General features: G+C 72.6%; 16 protein-coding genes. 10 read left to right on the top strand and 6 right to left on the bottom strand.

What is annotated here, in order from left to right; translation table 11 throughout:
- Window positions 1-3: 3 nt before the first annotated feature.
- Genes OG393_RS19825 through hutU form a run of 3 tightly spaced genes read right to left on the bottom strand, consistent with a single transcriptional unit; the run spans window position 4 to window position 4,222 of the window.
- Window positions 4-1,359 (bottom strand): formimidoylglutamate deiminase, encoded by a 1,356-nt coding sequence (locus OG393_RS19825; protein ID WP_327376008.1) that lies wholly within the window; start codon window positions 1,357-1,359, stop codon window positions 4-6.
- Window positions 1,350-2,561: an allantoate amidohydrolase gene (locus tag OG393_RS19820; protein WP_442817331.1), complete on the bottom strand. Its 1,212-nt coding sequence runs from the start codon at window positions 2,559-2,561 to the stop codon at window positions 1,350-1,352. The genes OG393_RS19825 and OG393_RS19820 overlap by 10 nt, the downstream gene beginning before the upstream one ends.
- Window positions 2,558-4,222: a urocanate hydratase gene (hutU, locus tag OG393_RS19815; protein ID WP_327376007.1), complete on the bottom strand. Its 1,665-nt coding sequence runs from the start codon at window positions 4,220-4,222 to the stop codon at window positions 2,558-2,560. The genes OG393_RS19820 and hutU overlap by 4 nt, the downstream gene beginning before the upstream one ends.
- Before the next feature lie 137 nt (window positions 4,223-4,359).
- On the opposite strand from hutU, the gene OG393_RS19810 reads away from it, so the two are divergent.
- The 6 genes from OG393_RS19810 (at window position 4,360) to OG393_RS19785 (ending at window position 8,438) form a co-directional block, all read left to right on the top strand.
- Window positions 4,360-5,697 carry a diaminopimelate decarboxylase gene (locus tag OG393_RS19810; RefSeq protein ID WP_327376006.1) on the top strand — a complete coding sequence of 446 codons (1,338 nt, stop codon included), beginning with the start codon at window positions 4,360-4,362 and terminating at the stop codon, window positions 5,695-5,697.
- A 41-nt stretch (window positions 5,698-5,738) separates the two neighbouring features.
- Window positions 5,739-6,203 (top strand): SRPBCC family protein, encoded by a 465-nt coding sequence (locus OG393_RS19805; RefSeq protein WP_327376005.1) that lies wholly within the window; start codon window positions 5,739-5,741, stop codon window positions 6,201-6,203.
- Window positions 6,204-6,403: 200 nt separating this feature from the next.
- On the top strand, window positions 6,404-6,811 hold the full coding sequence (locus OG393_RS19800) for a hypothetical protein (RefSeq protein WP_327376004.1): 408 nt from the start codon (window positions 6,404-6,406) through the stop codon (window positions 6,809-6,811).
- A complete protein-coding gene (locus OG393_RS19795; RefSeq protein WP_327376003.1) occupies window positions 6,808-7,566 on the top strand; it encodes a transcriptional regulator in 759 nt (252 codons plus the stop codon). The genes OG393_RS19800 and OG393_RS19795 overlap by 4 nt, the downstream gene beginning before the upstream one ends.
- Window positions 7,566-8,000, top strand: a complete 435-nt coding sequence (locus OG393_RS19790; RefSeq protein ID WP_327376002.1) for a roadblock/LC7 domain-containing protein — start codon at window positions 7,566-7,568, stop codon at window positions 7,998-8,000. Before OG393_RS19795 ends, OG393_RS19790 begins: the two co-directional genes overlap by 1 nt.
- 66 nt (window positions 8,001-8,066) lie before the next feature.
- A complete protein-coding gene (locus tag OG393_RS19785; protein ID WP_327376001.1) occupies window positions 8,067-8,438 on the top strand; it encodes a hypothetical protein in 372 nt (123 codons plus the stop codon).
- Window positions 8,439-8,454: 16 nt separating this feature from the next.
- Here OG393_RS19785 and OG393_RS19780 read toward each other — a convergent pair whose 3' ends face one another.
- Window positions 8,455-9,318, bottom strand: a complete 864-nt coding sequence (locus tag OG393_RS19780; RefSeq protein WP_442817330.1) for a MurR/RpiR family transcriptional regulator — start codon at window positions 9,316-9,318, stop codon at window positions 8,455-8,457.
- Between the two features lie 96 nt (window positions 9,319-9,414).
- Here OG393_RS19780 and OG393_RS19775 point away from each other — a divergent pair, with 96 nt between their 5' ends.
- Complete coding sequence (locus tag OG393_RS19775) at window positions 9,415-9,849, top strand: hypothetical protein (RefSeq protein WP_327375999.1); 435 nt, start codon at window positions 9,415-9,417, stop codon at window positions 9,847-9,849.
- Between the two features lie 311 nt (window positions 9,850-10,160).
- Here OG393_RS19775 and OG393_RS19770 read toward each other — a convergent pair whose 3' ends face one another.
- A complete protein-coding gene (locus OG393_RS19770; RefSeq protein WP_327375998.1) occupies window positions 10,161-11,558 on the bottom strand; it encodes a cystathionine beta-synthase in 1,398 nt (465 codons plus the stop codon).
- Window positions 11,559-11,677: 119 nt separating this feature from the next.
- Between OG393_RS19770 and OG393_RS19765 the strand changes: the two genes are divergently transcribed.
- The 3 genes from OG393_RS19765 to OG393_RS19755 all read left to right on the top strand — a co-directional run bounded on the left by OG393_RS19765 (window position 11,678) and on the right by OG393_RS19755 (window position 15,476).
- Complete coding sequence (locus OG393_RS19765; RefSeq protein WP_327378483.1) at window positions 11,678-12,682, top strand: SGNH/GDSL hydrolase family protein; 1,005 nt, start codon at window positions 11,678-11,680, stop codon at window positions 12,680-12,682.
- A 300-nt stretch (window positions 12,683-12,982) separates the two neighbouring features.
- A complete protein-coding gene (locus OG393_RS19760; protein ID WP_327375997.1) occupies window positions 12,983-14,203 on the top strand; it encodes an acetyl-CoA C-acetyltransferase in 1,221 nt (406 codons plus the stop codon).
- Window positions 14,204-14,639: 436 nt separating this feature from the next.
- Window positions 14,640-15,476 carry a hypothetical protein gene (locus OG393_RS19755; protein ID WP_327378482.1) on the top strand — a complete coding sequence of 279 codons (837 nt, stop codon included), beginning with the start codon at window positions 14,640-14,642 and terminating at the stop codon, window positions 15,474-15,476.
- Window positions 15,477-15,530: 54 nt separating this feature from the next.
- Here OG393_RS19755 and OG393_RS19750 read toward each other — a convergent pair whose 3' ends face one another.
- On the bottom strand, window positions 15,531-15,860 hold the full coding sequence (locus OG393_RS19750) for a hypothetical protein (RefSeq protein ID WP_327375996.1): 330 nt from the start codon (window positions 15,858-15,860) through the stop codon (window positions 15,531-15,533).
- Window positions 15,861-15,876: the final 16 nt, after the last annotated feature.

The following is a 15,876-nucleotide window of genomic DNA, read 5'->3' as shown; positions in this document are numbered from 1 at the left end:
CCTTCAGCCGCGCAGGGCGGCGATCGAGTCCGCGAGGGCCCGGGGCACGTCCGGTACGGACCGGTGGGCCCCGTCCCGTACGACGTGACGGCCGCCCACGACCGTGTGCCGGACGTCCGGCGCCGACGCTGCGAATACCACCGTCTCGGCTGCCAGACGCGGCAGCGCTCCCGCTGTCCTGACCGAGTCCAGCGAGATCGTCGTCAGGTCGGCGAGCGCTCCGGCCTCGATGCGGCCCGCGTCGGGCCGGCCGAGCGCGTCGTGACCGTCGGCGGTGGCGGCCGTCAGCAGGGCGGCGGCCGTCCAGTGGCCGCGGGTCCGGGTGCGGAGGCGTTCGTTCAGTTCCATCGCGCGGGCCTCCTCCAGCAGGTCGACGACGGCGTGGCTGTCGCTGCCGAGCGACAGGGGGGAGCCGGCCCGCTGGAGGGCGACGGCCGGGCCGATACCGTCCGCGAGGTCGCGTTCCGTCGTGGGGCACATACAGGTGCCGGTGGCCGACGACCCGATCAGCGCGATGTCGGTGTCCGTGAGGTGGGTGCTGTGGACGCCGGTCGTCCGGGGGCCGAGCACCCCGTGGTCGGCGAGGAGCTGGGTCGGGGTGCGTCCGTGGGCGGCGAGGCAGGCGTCGTTCTCCGCCGTCTGCTCGGAGAGGTGGACGTGCAGCGGGGCACCGCGCTCGGCCGCCCAGGAGGCGACCGTGGCCAACTGGTCCGCGGGGACGGCCCGTACGGAGTGGATCGCCGCGCCGACGCGTACGGCGGACTCGTCCCCGCCGGTGCGGTGCTCATCGAGCAGCGAGACCCGCCGCGCCCAGGCGTCCGCGGTCCCGTCCGAGAAGCGGAGCTGGTGCCGCTCGGGGGCGGCTCCGAAGCCCGAGGAGAGGTAGGCCGTGTCGAGGAGGGTGATCCGGATACCGGCCTCGGCCGCCGCCGCGATCAGCGCCTCGCCCATCGCGTTGGGGTCGGTGTAGGGAGTGCCGTCGGGAGCGTGGTGGAGGTAGTGGAACTCGCCCACGGCCGTGATGCCGGCCAGCGCCATCTCGGCGTACACCGCCCGGGCGAGCGCGTGGTACGTGTCCGGGGTCAGCCGGGAGGCGACGCCGTACATCACGTCGCGCCAGGTCCAGAAGGTGCCCGAGCCGACCTGGACCGTGCCGCGCAGGGCGCGGTGGAAGGCGTGCGAGTGGGCGTTGGCGAGGCCGGGGAGGGTCAGGCCGCGCAGGACGACGGCGCCCGGCGGGGGCTCCGCGACCCCCGTGCGCACGGCTGCGAGCCGGCCGGCCGCCACGTCGAGGGCCACGCCTGGCTCGACCCGCTGGTCGAGCCAGGCGTACTCCGCCCAGTAGGTCGTCAGCTGCACGCCAGCCCTTCCAGTACGTCGGCGAGTGCGAGGACGCCGGCCACGCAGTCGTCCTCGGCCGCGGACTCGGCCGGAGAGTGCGAGACGCCGGTGGGGTTCCGTACGAACAACATGGCGGTCGGGATCGAACCGGAGAGGATTCCGGCGTCGTGTCCCGCACCCGTGCCGAGGACCGGGGTCTTCTCCCCGAGGATGGCCGCCATCTCGTCGCGCAGCGCGTGGGCGAACTCGACGACCGGGGTGAAGGACTCCCGGACGACGGTGAGGTCGACGCCGTGCCGGGCGGCGTGGGCGCGGGAGGCGCTCTCGATGCCGGCGATCACCGTGTCGAGCGACTCCTGGTCGGCGGCTCGGGCGTCGAGCCAGCCGCGGACCAGGGACGGGATGGCGTTGACGCCGTTGGGTTCGACCGCGATCTTGCCGAAGGTGGCCACGGCGCCCGCGAGTTCGGCCTCGCGCCGGGCGGCGAGAACGGTCTCCGCGTAACCGAGCATGGGGTCGCGGCGGTCGACGAGGCGGGTGGTGCCGGCGTGGTTGGCCTCACCGGCGAAGTCGTACCGCCAGCGGCCGTGCGGCCAGATCGCGGAGGCGAGGCCGACGGCATCCCCGGACAGGTCCAGGGCGCGGCCCTGTTCGACGTGGAGTTCGACGAAGGCGCCGATCCGGGCGAGGCGCTCGGGGTCGGGCCCGATGGTCTCGGGGTCGTAGCCTGCCGCCTCCATCGCACGCGGCAGACTGGTGCCGTCGCCGTCGCGCAGTGCGAAGGCGTTCTCCTTGGTCAGCTGCCCGGCGGTGAGCCGGGAGCCGACGCAGGCGAGACCGAAGCGGGCGCCCTCCTCGTCGCCGAAGTTGACGATGGCGAGCGGGCGGGTGAAGCGGACCTCGCGGGAGCGGAGTTCGTCGAGCGCGGCGAAGGAGGACACGACGCCGAGCGGGCCGTCGAAGGCTCCGCCGTCGGGTACGGAGTCCAGGTGGGAGCCGGTGACGACGGCGTCGCCTGCGGTGGGGTCGCCGAGCCAGGCCCACTGGTTGCCGTTCCGGTCGACCTCGTAGTCCAGGCGGCGGGCCTCGGCCTGCATGCGGAACCAGAGCCGGCAGTCGGCGTCGGCCTCGGTCCAGGCGTAGCGGCGGTAGCCGCCCGAGGCGGCGCTGCGGCCGATGGGCCGCAGCGACCGCCACATGGCGTGGAAGGAGTCGCTCACGCGAGGCCGTCCTCGCGCATCGGGACGCGGACGTCCTTCTCTTCCGCGACCTCCTCGGCGATGTCGTACCCCGCGTCGACGTGTCGGATGACGCCCATGCCCGGGTCGTTCGTCAGGACGCGGCGGATCTTCTCGCCGGCCAGCGGGGTGCCGTCGGCGACCGTCACCTGGCCCGCGTGGAGGGAGCGGCCCATGCCGACGCCGCCGCCGTGGTGCAGCGAGACCCACGAGGCGCCGGAGGCGACGTTGACCATGGCGTTCAGCAGCGGCCAGTCGGCGATCGCGTCGGAGCCGTCGAGCATGGCCTCGGTCTCGCGGTAGGGCGAGGCCACCGAGCCGCAGTCGAGGTGGTCGCGGCCGATCGCCAGCGGCGCGGCCAGCTCGCCGCTCGCGACCATGTCGTTGAAGCGCTCGCCGGCCTTGTCCCGCTCGCCGTAGCCCAGCCAGCAGATCCGGGCCGGCAGGCCCTGGAAGTGGACCCGCTCGCCGGCCAGCTTGATCCAGCGGTGGAGGGACTCGTTCTCCGGGAAGAGCTCCAGCATCGCCCGGTCGGTCTTGGCGATGTCGGAGGGTTCGCCCGAGAGCGCCGCCCAGCGGAACGGGCCCTTGCCCTCGCAGAACAGCGGCCGGATGTACGCCGGCACGAAGCCGGGGAAGGCGAAGGCGCGGTCGTAGCCGGCCAGCTGCGCCTCGCCGCGGATGGAGTTGCCGTAGTCGAAGACCTCGGCGCCGGCGTCCATGAAGCCGACCATGGCCTCGACGTGCCGGGCCATCGACTCGCGGGCGCGGGTGGTGAAGCCGGCCGGGTCCTTCGCCGCGTATGTCGCCATGTCGTCGAAGTCGACGCCGACCGGGAGGTACGAGAGCGGGTCGTGGGCCGAGGTCTGGTCGGTCACGATGTCGACCGGGGCGCCCTCGGCGAGCATCCGCGGGAGCAGTTCGGCGGCGTTGCCGAGCAGACCGATGGAGAGCGGGCGGCGGGCGTCGCGGGCCTCGACCGCCAGCCGGAGGGCGTGGGCGAGGTCGTCGGCCCTCACGTCCAGGTAGCGGTGCTCGATGCGGCGCTCGATGGCGCGGGGGTCGACGTCGACGCAGATCGCGACGCCGTCGTTCATGGTGACGGCGAGCGGCTGGGCGCCGCCCATGCCGCCGAGGCCGGCGGTCAGGGTGATGGTGCCCGCGAGGGTCCCGCCGAACTTCTTCGCGGCGACTGCGGCGAAGGTCTCGTAGGTGCCCTGGAGGATGCCCTGGGTGCCGATGTAGATCCACGAACCGGCCGTCATCTGGCCGTACATGGTGAGTCCGAGCTGCTCCAGGCGGCGGAACTCCTCCCAGTTCGCCCAGTCGCCGACCAGGTTGGAGTTGGCGATGAGCACGCGCGGCGCCCATTCGTGGGTCTGCATGACGCCGACGGGGCGGCCCGACTGGACGAGCATCGTCTCGTCCTGCTTCAGCGTCCGCAGGGTGCGCACCATCGCGTCGTAGGAGCGCCAGTCGCGGGCCGCCTTGCCGGTGCCGCCGTAGACCACGAGCTTGTCGGGGTGCTCGGCGACCTCGGGGTCGAGGTTGTTCTGCAGCATCCGGAGGGCGGCCTCCTGCTGCCATCCCAGGGCGCTCAGTTCCGTACCGCGCGCTGCCCGTACGGGGCGGGGTCCTGACATGGGAATGCCTCCTCCGGCACAACTCCGAGACGATCACACCCCATGCGGGCGATCACGCTCATGTGAAGTAGATATTCACATCCTGGACTGCTGAATACTTGTAGTCAACAGTGCGGGGCACGCGTCGCGGTGCTGGGATGGAGGACATGGCTTCCGATCGTCGCGATCAGGCCGTCCGCGCGGCCGTCGCACAAGGACTCCTGTCCGCCGCCGAGCCGGTCGTGGCGCTCCTCGACACGGCCGGCATCCGCGCGTCCGCCGCCGCCCTCACCGCCGCCTTCGCCGCGGTGACCGACACCCGGGTACTGCACGCCTTCGCCGTCAAGGCCGCTCCCCTCGTGCCGGTCCTGCGGCTGCTGGACGCGTGCGGACTCGGAGCCGAGGTCGCCAGCCCCGGCGAACTGGCACTGGCCCGCGCGGCCGGAGTCCCGCCGGACCGCACCGTGCTCGACTCCCCCGCGAAGACCCACGAGGAACTGCGCCGGGCGCTGGCCCTCGGGATCGCCGTCAACGCCGACAACCTCCAGGAACTCGCCAGGATCGACGCCCTGGTCGCCGGGGCGCCGACCGCGAGCCCTCTGGGACTGCGGGTGAACCCGCAGCTGGGAGCCGGTGCGATCGGCGCTCTCTCGACCGCGACCGGGACCTCGAAGTTCGGCGTCGCCCTGCGCGACCCGGGAGCGCGGGAGGCCGTCGTCCGGCTCTTCCTCGACCGCCCCTGGCTCCGCCGGCTGCACACCCACTCCGGCTCCCAGGGGGTGCCGCCGACCCTGATGGCCGAGGGCGTCAAGGCGGCCTACGTCCTCGCCGAGGAGATCGACACCAAGGCCGGACGCCGGCAGATCGACACGATCGACATCGGCGGCGGGCTGCCGGTGAACTTCGCCTCCGACGAGGAGACCCCGACGTACGCCGCCTACGCGGAACTGCTCGCCTCGACCGTTCCGGGGCTGTTCGACGGGCGCTACGCCCTGGTCACCGAGTTCGGCCGCTCCCTGCTCGCCAAGCACGGCACGATCCTGACCCGCGTCGAGTACACCAAGACCTCCGGCTCCCGTCCCATCGCCGTCACCCACGCGGGGGTCCAGGTGGCCACCCGGACGGTGTACGCCCCGGAGTCCTGGCCGCTGCGCGTCCTCGCCTACGACGCCGGAGGGCGGCCCAGCACCGGCGAGGAGACCGTCCAGGACGTGGCCGGACCCGCCTGCTTCGCCGGTGATCTGCTGGTCACCGCCCGCACCCTGCCGCTGCTCCGCCCGGGTGACGTGGTCGCCGTGCCGGACACCGGCGCGTACTACTTCGCCCATCACTACGCGTACAACAGCCTTCCCCGGCCCTCCGTGCACGGCTTCACCGTCACGGGCGAGGGGACGGCCGGCGCGGAGGTGGTCTTCACGACCGTCCGCCCGGCGCAGACCCTCGACGAGATCGTCGCCGAGTCCGGCGGCGGGTGGCCGGACGCCCTGCTGACGTAGTACCGGGGGCGCGAGTGCCATCCCGGTGGTTCGATGACCCCATGACCACCAAGAACGTCGTCGTCGAGCGCCGGATCGAGGCCACCCCCGGGCCGGTGTGGGAGACACTGACCGATCTGAAGGGCCTGGAACGGGTCCTCGGCGGGGTCGACCGCGTCGAGGTGCTCACCGAGGGCGGCTTCGGGGTCGGCACCCGCTGGCGCGAGACCCGGCGGATGCTGGGCCGGGAGGCCACCGAGGAGATGCGCGTGACGGTGAGCGAGCCGCCGGACCGGTATGTCGTCGAGGCGGACTCGCACGGCATGCACTACGTGACGGAGTTCACCCTCCGGCCCGCGGGGCCGGGCGCGACGATGGTACGAATGACCTTCTCGGCGACCCCCGCCGGCGGCGCTGCGTCCGGCCTGCTCGCCCGGCTGCTCGGCGACCTCGGGTCGCGGGCGGTCCGCAGGGCGGTGGCCCGGGACCTGGCGGACGTCGCGGTCGCGGTGCAGCGCCACGGCTGACCCTACGGGGGCGCGGAGCACGGCGCGGGACCCGGCGCGCGGGGCGCGCGCGGGCGACTCCGCTCAGAAGCGGAGCGCATTCAATCAGCCTGAGGCATGTTCCGATGGAAAATGCCAGAACTCCTCCCCACGGCAGGAACGTTGAGTAACGTCTCCGTCACTGCCGTACACCCGCACGCCGCATCGGGAGGGGAACCCGCGTGCCCGGAATCGACGAGTGCCTGATGGAGGCGATGACCCTGCCGGGCGCGCTCGGGGCCTCCCTGGTCGACTGGACCAGCGGCCTCGCGCTCGGCACGGCAGGCGACTCGCCGGTCGGCGACCACGAGACCACCGCCGCCGAGACGGCCGAACTGGCCCGCGCGGCAGCGGAGTACGACTCCTTCGCCGCCGGCGAGGGCCCGCAGGGCGCGGCGGAGTTACCCAAGGGCCCGCCGGTCGAGGACCTGATCGTCACCTGCCGCGGCGGCTACCACGTGCTGCGCTTCGTGGAGACGGCCTTCGACAGCAGCGTCTTCCTGCACCTGTGGCTCGACCGCGAGACGGGGAACCTGGCGCTGGCCCGGATACGGCTGCGCGACCTGGCCGAGAGACTGGTTCTCGGATGACCGTTTCCCCCATGCTCGTCCGGCTGGCCGAGGAACGCGCCACCGGGGCCCTGCTGCGCGACCACGGCACGCTGTACCTCGTCGACGGACGGGTGGTCCACGCCGAGAGCCCCGCCGCGCCCGGTCTCGACGTGTTGCTGACCACCGGCGGGCGGCTGCCCCGGGAGCGCTGGGACGAGGCCGTGGACCGGGCCGGGGCCAGTCGGGCGGTCGGCCGGTTCCTCGTCGACAGCGGCCGGCTGCACGGCGGCGAGCTGGAGATCTGCCATCTCGGAGCCGTGTTCGACGCCGCCTTCTTCGCCCTCGCGCCCGGCAGCGGGCCGACCCGCTTCCGCTACGGGGTCGGCCACTGGTTCGGCTCGGTGCGGCCGGTCTCCACCGAGGCCGTCGAGCGCGAGACCGTACGCCGCCGTGAGCTGCTCGACCAGGTCTGGCCGTACGCGTCCGTGGACGGCGCCCCGGTCCTCCCGCGCCCGGCCGCCCCCGGCCAGACCGTGAGCGCGCGTCAGCGCTCCCTGCTGTCCGTCGCCGACGGCACCCGGACTCCGGCGGACATCGCCCGGCTGCTCGGCCGGCCGGCCTTCCACACCCTGCTCGACGTCCGGCGCCTCGCAGCCGCCGGACTCGTCGTGACCCCGCTGGACCCGCTACCGGAACCCGTGCCGACCCTGCCGCCCTGGGTCGGCGAGATGACGGCCGACCCGGACATCGCCCTGCTGCGCCGGCTCCGTGACGCCCTGGAGGCAAGTCTGTGATGAGGCGTGCCCTGCGCATGCGCGCCGAGAGGAGACAGTTGATGACCGCAGAAGCCGAGGTGCTCGGTGAGCTGAGACGGCTGCGCGCCCGGCTGCCCCAGCTCACCGGAGCCCTCGCGGCGAGCGCCGACGGCCTGGTGCTCGCCCAGGACACGGTCGACGGCGAGGCGGAGAGCGTGGCGGCACTGACGGCGGCGGCCCTGGGCGTGGCACTGCGGCTGACCGACTCCACCGGGCAGGGCGGCTTCCGCGAACTGCTCGTCCGCGGCGACCACGGCTATGTCGCCACCTACGCCGCGGGTGGCTCTGCGGTCCTCACGCTCCTCGCGGAACCTCGCATCAACGTGGGGCGGCTCCACCTGGAGGCACGCCGTTCCAGCGCCCGGATAGGGGAACTCGTCGACGAGGCACTGGAACGCAAAGACCTGCCCTGATCCCCGACAAGACCACCCGTACGAACACACCACAGAAGACGAACACGAAAAGGAAGTGCGACACCCATGGCGAACACCGAGACGTCCTTGAAGGAAGCCGCCACGATCGAAGGCGCCATCGGCGCCGCCCTGGTCGACTACACCAGCGGCATGGCCCTGGGCACGATCGGGGGGAGCAAGGATCTCGACCTCAACGTCGCGGCGGCGGGCAACACGGACGTGGTCCGCGCCAAGGTCCGGACGATGGAGATGCTCGGCCTGAACGACGACATCGAGGACATCCTCATCACGCTCAGCGGCCAGTACCACCTGATCCGCCTGCTCAAGGGCCGGGGCACCAACGGCCTGTTCCTCTACCTGGCGCTGAGCAAGGACCGGGCGAACCTCGCCATGGCCCGTCACCAGCTGAGGAAGATCGAGGCCGAGCTGGACATCTGAGCCGGCGTCCGCGGGGTCATTCCACGAACAGACCCCGCGCCGCCGCCTTGGTGTCGAACTCCTCCAGCCGCGCCTGGGCGTCCGGCAGTTCGTCCGCCATCGCCTCCAGCAGGACCCGCCCGAGCAGCATCGGCGCACAGGCCGTGTCGAAGGCGAGGCCGGTGCCGACGGCGGCCGGGATGAGCAGGTCGCTGTGGGCGGCGACGGGGGCGAAGGCCGATTCGGCGACCGTCACCACGGTCAGTCCGATGCCACGCGCGTGCTCCAGCGCCTCCACGACCTCCCGGGGGTGGCGGGGCAGCGCGAAGCAGAGCAGGGCCGTGGACCCGGCCCGCACGGCCGCGTCGATCCGGTCGGTGAGCATCGAGCCGCCCTCGTCGAGGAGGCGGACGTCGGGGTGGACCTTGGCCGCGAAGTAGGCGAACCCGCGCGCCTGGGACGACGCGGCGCGCAGTCCGAGCACCGGCAGCGGCCGGGACGCGGCGAGCAGTCGCCCGGCGCGTGCGACGGGCTCGGGGTCGGCTAGCAGCCCGGCGAGATGGCGCAGGTTCTCGATCTCGGCGAGGACGGCCTGCTGGTACTCGTTGTGCTCCGCGCGCTCCTCGGCCTTCCGCTCGGCCGGCGCGACCTCGCGCAGATGACGGCGGAGCGCGGGGTACCCGTCGAAGCCGAGCGCGACGGCGAAACGCGTGACGGACGGCTGGCTCACCCCGGCGAGCTCGGCCAGCTCCACGCTGGACAGGAACGGGACGTCGGCGGCTCGGCGCACCATGCAGTGCGCGATCCGCCGCTGCGTCGGTGTCAGCCGATGCCCTTCGAAGAGCACCTGCAGCCGTCCGGCCGGGCTGTCGCTCACGCCGTCCCCCTTCCTGCTATTCATCCACCCCGAACTCTGCATGAGGATATGCAGCAGAGCAAGAAGAACCGGGGGTTGTCCCCACTGACGGAAGCCGGTGCTCTCCGTACGGTGGCGCCCATGGATTCCCACGACCCCACCCGTCACGAAGAACTCAGGACCGGGCTCGACGCCACCCTGCGGGTCCGCCGGGAGCTGGGCACGGAGTACGAGACCGCGCTGATCGAGTCCTTCCTCGCCAGGTTCGAGGAAAGCCTCGACTCCGCGGTCGACCGCCGGGTCCGCCGCCGTCTGGCCGAGTCCCGGACCGCGTCGGCCCGGGACGGCCGCTCGCCGTCCAGCGGTCGGATCGAGGGCTTCGGGGAACGTTTCGGCTTCGGGATCGTCTCGCTGGTCCTGGCCGTCCCGCTGTCGGCGATCGCGGCGTCCGAGGCGCACCTCCCGGGGCTGCTCGTCGCCTGGACGGGCATCGTCGGCGTGAACGCCCTCCACGCCCTCCGCGACCGCCTACCCGGTCGCACCGAGGGCCGAGAGGCCCGGGAAGACGCCTTCTGACCGCGGGTACGGCGTGCCCCGAGGGCCGGGTCCCGCCGGCTTCACCAGGAGGACCCGGCCCTCGGGGGAGGTATGGCGGGGACCGCCGCACCCCCATCACTGGGGGGCGGGACGACGGCGGTCCCCGCGAGGGACACGGGCCCGGGTCAGGGCCGGCCGCCGCGTCCGCGGCGTCGTCAGGAGGTCCGGGAGCCGCTCCGTTGTCCTTGACGCCGACATCCACCAATGTGCCGGACGCGTGTTAAGCGGGTGCTGCGGGTACGTGTCGCCCTCGTACCGGTTTCGCGAACACCCGCGCGAGCGGCGAACCGCTACTTCACGGGGTGCTTGACGCCGCCGTTCGCGAGGAAGGCGAGCAGGTCCTGGCGGCTGACGACACCGGTCGGCTTGCCCTCCACCAGCACGATCGCGGCGTCCGCCGCGCCGAGCACGGTCATCAGGTCCGCGACCGGCTCGCCGGAGCCGACCTGCGGGAGCGGGGCGCTCATGTGACGCTCCAGCGGGTCCTCCAGGGAGGCGCGCTTGGTGAACAGCGCGTCGAGGAGCTCGCGCTCGACGACGGAGCCGACGACCTCGGCGGCCATGACGTCGGGGTGACCGGCGCCGGGCTTGACGATGGGCATCTGCGAGACGCCGTACTCGCGCAGCACCTCGATGGCCTGGCCGACCGTCTCCTCGGGGTGCATGTGGACCAGCGAGGGAAGGCCGCCGGACTTGTGGCGCAGCACGTCGGCGACGGTGGCGGAGTCGGTGTCCTCCAGGAAGCCGTAGTCCGCCATCCACTCGTCGTTGAAGATCTTGGAGAGGTAGCCGCGGCCCGAGTCCGGGAGCAGGACGACCACGACGTCGTCGGGCCCGAGGTCCTTGGCGACCTCGAGCGCGGCGACGACCGCCATGCCGCAGGAGCCGCCCACCAGGAGGCCCTCCTCCTTGGCGAGGCGGCGGGTCATCTGGAAGGAGTCCTTGTCGGACACGGCGACGATGCGGTCGGTGACCGTCGCGTCGTAGGCGGTGGGCCAGAAGTCCTCACCGACACCCTCGACCAGGTACGGACGGCCGGAGCCGCCTGAGTAGACCGAGCCCTCGGGGTCCGCGCCGACGACCTCGACACGGCCGCCACTGGCCTCCTTCAGGTACTTGCCGGTGCCCGAGATGGTGCCGCCGGTACCGACGCCCGCGACGAAATGGGTGATCTTCCCGTCGGTCTGCTCCCACAGTTCGGGACCGGTGGTCTCGTAGTGCGAGCGCGGGTTGTTCGGGTTCGAGTACTGGTCGGGCTTCCAGGCTCCCGGGGTCTCACGGACGAGTCGGTCCGAGACGTTGTAGTACGAGTCGGGGTGCTCGGGGTCGACGGCGGTGGGGCAGACGACGACCTCGGCGCCGTACGCCCGCAGCACGTTGATCTTGTCCGTGGACACCTTGTCGGGGCAGACGAAGATGCACTTGTAGCCCTTCTGCTGGGCCACGATGGCGAGACCGACGCCGGTGTTGCCGGACGTCGGCTCGACGATCGTGCCGCCGGGCTTGAGCGCGCCGCTCTCTTCGGCGGCCTCGATCATGCGGATGGCGATGCGGTCCTTGACCGAGCCGCCCGGGTTGAAGTACTCGACCTTGGCCAGGACGGTTGCCTGAATGCCCGTTGTGACGCTGTTGAGCTTCACCAGCGGGGTGTTGCCGACGAGGCTGATCATCGAGTCGTGGAATTGCACCGTAATCTCCGGGGTCTCCGTAATGGTGGAGCCAGCGTATGCGTAGTCGGAGCCGGTTACGGGGCAGTTACATCCTGAACAGCGTGAAGGAGGTGACTGCCCCCATGTCGAGGGCGAGGGTGGCACGGCGGATCGCGGCGGGTGCCGCGTTCGGCGGCGGGAGCATCGGGCTGCTGGGAGTGGCGGCCGTCGGCGTCCTGCTGGCCGAGGTCCAGCTGGCGAAGAGGTCGGTCGGCGGCGGGGTCGCGCCGCTGCCTCCCGGGGCCGACGGGCTCTACGGGCGCTCGTTCGCGTCCTCGGACCCCGCCTCCGTCCCGCTGCGGCTGGCCCTTCTGGGTGATTCGACGGCGGCGGGCCAGGGGGTCCGCCGGGCGGGCCAGACACCGGGCGCACTGCTGGCCTCGGGGCTGGCGGCGGTGGCGGAGCGTCCGGTGGTGCTGCGGAACGTGGCGCTGCCGGGAGCCCGCTCGGACGACCTGGAGCGCCAGGTCTCCCTGCTGCTGGCGACGCCGGCGGGACCGCCGGACGTCTGCGTGATCATGATCGGGGCGAACGACGTGACGCACCGGATGCCGCCGACGGAGTCCGTGCGGTCTCTCGCGGCGGCGGTGCGGCGGCTGCGGACGGCGGGCGCGGAGGTGATCGTCGGCACCTGCCCGGACCTGGGCACGATCGAGCCGGTGTACCAGCCGTTGCGCTGGCTGGCCCGGCGGGTGTCGCGGCAGCTGGCGGCGGCGCAGACGATCGTGGTGGTCGAGCAGGGCGGCCGGACGGTGTCGCTGGGCGATCTGCTGGGCCCGGAGTTCGCGGCGAACCCGCGGGAGATGTTCGGGGTGGACAACTTCCACCCGTCGGCGGAGGGGTACGCGACGGCCGCGATGGCGGTGCTGCCCACGCTGTGCGCGGCGCTGGGCGTGTGGCCGGGCACGGACCGGCTGGAGCCCGACCGCCACGAGGACATGCTCCCGGTGGCGAAGGCCGCGGCGGAGGCCGTGCGGGAGGCGGGCACGGAGGTCACGGGCGCCCGGGCCCCCTGGGCACTGCTCAAGCACCGCAGGCGGCGGCGTCTGCCCGAGGCCGCACCGGAGCCGGCCGATTCCCAGGCGGACGCCCGCCGCCCCTGAGGGCGGGCACCCAGCCGCCCGCTGCCCGGCGGGGGCCCGGCGGGCCCCCGCCGGGCAGCGGGCGGCTCACGGGGCGCCCAGAGCCGCCGGTGCGGGATGTGCCGCGCCCCGGACCGGCGAGGGTTCGGGGCGCGGAGGGTTCGGGGAGGGGCCGGAGGGGGAGGAGTCCTCCAGGAGAAAAGTGAGCGCTCGCTTAGAAAAGAGTCCGGCATCACACCGTCTGCACGGTGACCGATGCGATACGTACAGGTAACTTCCCCTTCAGTCCTGCCAGAACCGCGTACCCCTCATGGAGCCGTGATGCCCGAAGCCGTCATCGTCTCGACCGCCCGCTCCCCCATCGGCCGGGCCTTCAAGGGCTCCCTGAAGGACCTGCGGCCCGACGACCTCACCGCGACCATCATCCAGGCCGCTCTCGCGAAGGTTCCCGAGCTGGACCCGCGGGACATCGACGACCTGATGCTCGGGTGCGGTCTGCCGGGCGGCGAGCAGGGCAACAACCTGGGCCGCATCGTGGCGGTGCAGATGGGAATGGACCACCTGCCCGGCTGCACGATCACCCGCTACTGCTCGTCCTCCCTGCAGACCTCCCGCATGGCGCTGCACGCCATCAAGGCCGGAGAGGGCGACGTCTTCGTCTCGGCCGGTGTCGAGATGGTCTCCCGCTTCGCGAAGGGCAACTCCGACTCGCTGCCCGACACGCACAACCCGTTCTTCGCCGAGGCGGAGGCCCGGACGGCCGCCGTCGCCGCGTCCGAGGGTTCCACCTGGCACGACCCGCGCGAGGACGGCGTCGTCCCGGACGCGTACATCGCGATGGGGCAGACGGCCGAGAACCTGGCGCGCCTGAAGGGCATCTCGCGCCGGGAGATGGACGAGTTCGGCGTACGGTCGCAGAACCTCGCCGAGCAGGCCATCAAGAACGGCTTCTGGGAGCGCGAGATCACGCCGGTGACGACGCCGGACGGCACGGTCGTCTCGGCGGACGACGGCCCGCGCGCGGGGGTCACCCTGGAGGGCGTCCAGGGCCTCAAGCCGGTCTTCCGTCCCGACGGTCTGGTGACGGCGGGCAACTGCTGTCCGCTCAACGACGGTGCCGCCGCGCTCGTCATCATGTCGGACACGAAGGCGCGCGAGCTGGGTCTGACGCCGCTCGCCCGCATCGTCTCGACCGGCGTCTCGGGCCTGTCTCCCGAGATCATGGGCCTCGGTCCGGTCGAGGCGTCGAAGCAGGCACTGCGGCGCGCCGGGCTGGGCGTCGGGGACATCGATCTGGCGGAGATCAACGAGGCGTTCGCCGCGCAGGTCATCCCCTCGTACCAGGAGCTGGGACTGGATCTGGACAAGGTGAACGTCAACGGCGGCGCGATCGCCGTCGGCCACCCCTTCGGCATGACCGGTGCCCGCATCACGGGCACGCTGATCAACAGCCTGCAGTTCCACGACAAGCAGTTCGGCCTGGAGACGATGTGCGTGGGCGGCGGGCAGGGCATGGCGATGGTGATCGAGCGACTGAGCTGAGCCGCGGTGGCGAGGCACCACGCGAACGGCACGGCCCGGCGGTCGGGCTGAGAGCCTGTCGACCGAAGGCCACCCGACAGGCTCTGAGCCGTAGCGGAGGGTGAGCGTCTCGTGGGGCGGCGGCTCCGGCGGCCGGGCGGCGCGCGGCGCGCGTCCGCCGGCCTGTGCGGGGTTCGGCCGACAGCGCTCCCACGGCCTGACGGCGCCGGATCGAACCGCTCCGCGTCCCAGCCGTGACCGAATCTCCCCCAGGATGTGACCTATATCCCGGGGGAGAGTCGTTTTCGCAGGTCACGGGCACATCGGGACTAAACATCGGGCATAAATACCTGTCCAATTCGTGACGTAATGCACTGACAGGAGGCGCACTCCCACGCCAAGCTGATGTAGGAAGTCGGGGGATCGACTCGGAATCGGGAGTACGTCAGTGAGCGCCATGTCTCTTGCCCTGCTGGTGACCACGGCTGCCGCCACGGCCGTGGGCGCCGCCGCCCTGCACGCTGCCCACGGTCTCCGTAAGCAGGTCGTTGCTCTCCGTAGTGAACTCGCCGCCCCACAGGGCGTGTCCGTCCCTGCGGCCCGTCAGACGCCGGCCGCCGAGATACGCGCCGCGGTCGCCGAGGCGCTGGCCGAGGAGCGGGAGCGGGAGCTCGCCGAGGCGCGTGCCTTCTGGGCGGCGCAGGAGGTGCGGGATTCGGCCGACGCGCCCTCTCTGCCCGGCGGCCTGCCGGGGTCCGGCGAGGAGGGTCCGTTCTTCGTCCCGCGCCAGGCCGACTTCGTGGGTCTGGAGGCGATGGCGCTGGAGGCGATGGAGGCGGAGGCCGCCGCTCTCGACGGGGTCGCCACGGAGAGCGTCCTGGAGGAGTTCCCCGAGCTGACCGAGTACACCGAGGACTCCCCGGAGCTCGCCGCGGCCCGCCGCAGACACCCGTCGCACCCGGACTTCGTGCCGGTCCAGACTCCCGTCGTGACGGACCACGAGCGCACGGTGGCCCGCCTCGAGGACCTGGCCGACACGGCCACCGCGCTGACCGACGTCCGTCCCGGCCCGCTCGGCACGCTCGACGTGTACGTGTTCGCCGACGGCACCACGCTCTGCATGACCCCCGGTCACCGCGAGACCGCCGAACGCCTCGCGGAGGCGCTGCGCGCGGGCCACGCCCCGGTGCTGCTGGGCGGTTCGGGCGTCTCGGGCGCCTACGCCCTGACGTTCTCCTGTGGCGACTCCGGGAGCGTCTACATTCTGGCGGACCGCGTCATCGCCTCGCTCTGACCGTACGGTCAGCGGGGCCGGGGTCCCGGCCGGCGCCCGCGGCTCCGCGGGTGACTACAGTCCCGACCGGCCCTCAGCCTCACGCACCAGCCTCACGGCCTCGTCCCGTTCCCGCTCCGGGGAATCGGCCGGGGCCGCTCGCAGGATTTCGGCCAGATCGCGACCGGCGACGACGAGTTGGTCCGCGACCGCGAAGACTCCGGCGTCCGGGATGATCCGGCCGGGGTGCCGCGGCTCCTCGATGCGCTGCGCGCGCAGCGCCAACTCCCTTGCCAGTTCGAGTCCTTCGGCGGCGGCTCCGCGCTGGAGTCGGCTCTGCGGGGCGGTCCGCAGCCGGTCGGCGAAGCGCTCGACGGCCGAGGTCAGTTCAGTCGTATCAAGCACGCCGCGACCCTACGCG

Source organism: Streptomyces sp. NBC_01216 (assembly GCF_035994945.1).
Taxonomy (GTDB): Bacteria; Actinomycetota; Actinomycetes; order Streptomycetales; family Streptomycetaceae; genus Streptomyces.
The sequence above is the reverse complement of the archived record's forward strand: the minus strand, read 5'-3'. Positions and strand labels throughout refer to the sequence as shown.

Bases quoted from the DNA above. Each gene is read 5' to 3' on its own strand.
- OG393_RS19755 (WP_327378482.1), top strand. From the start codon at position 14,640: ATGTCTCTTGCCCTGCTGGTGACCACGGCTGCCGCCACGGCCGTGGGC.
- OG393_RS19780 (WP_442817330.1), bottom strand. From the start codon at position 9,318: ATGAATAGCAGGAAGGGGGACGGCGTGAGCGACAGCCCGGCCGGACGG.
- OG393_RS19795 (WP_327376003.1), top strand. From the start codon at position 6,808: ATGACCGTTTCCCCCATGCTCGTCCGGCTGGCCGAGGAACGCGCCACC.
- OG393_RS19785 (WP_327376001.1), top strand. From the start codon at position 8,067: ATGGCGAACACCGAGACGTCCTTGAAGGAAGCCGCCACGATCGAAGGC.
- OG393_RS19760 (WP_327375997.1), top strand. From the start codon at position 12,983: ATGCCCGAAGCCGTCATCGTCTCGACCGCCCGCTCCCCCATCGGCCGG.
- OG393_RS19775 (WP_327375999.1), top strand. From the start codon at position 9,415: ATGGATTCCCACGACCCCACCCGTCACGAAGAACTCAGGACCGGGCTC.
- OG393_RS19805 (WP_327376005.1), top strand. From the start codon at position 5,739: ATGACCACCAAGAACGTCGTCGTCGAGCGCCGGATCGAGGCCACCCCC.
- hutU (WP_327376007.1), bottom strand. From the start codon at position 4,222: ATGTCAGGACCCCGCCCCGTACGGGCAGCGCGCGGTACGGAACTGAGC.
- OG393_RS19790 (WP_327376002.1), top strand. From the start codon at position 7,566: ATGAGGCGTGCCCTGCGCATGCGCGCCGAGAGGAGACAGTTGATGACC.
- OG393_RS19810 (WP_327376006.1), top strand. From the start codon at position 4,360: ATGGAGGACATGGCTTCCGATCGTCGCGATCAGGCCGTCCGCGCGGCC.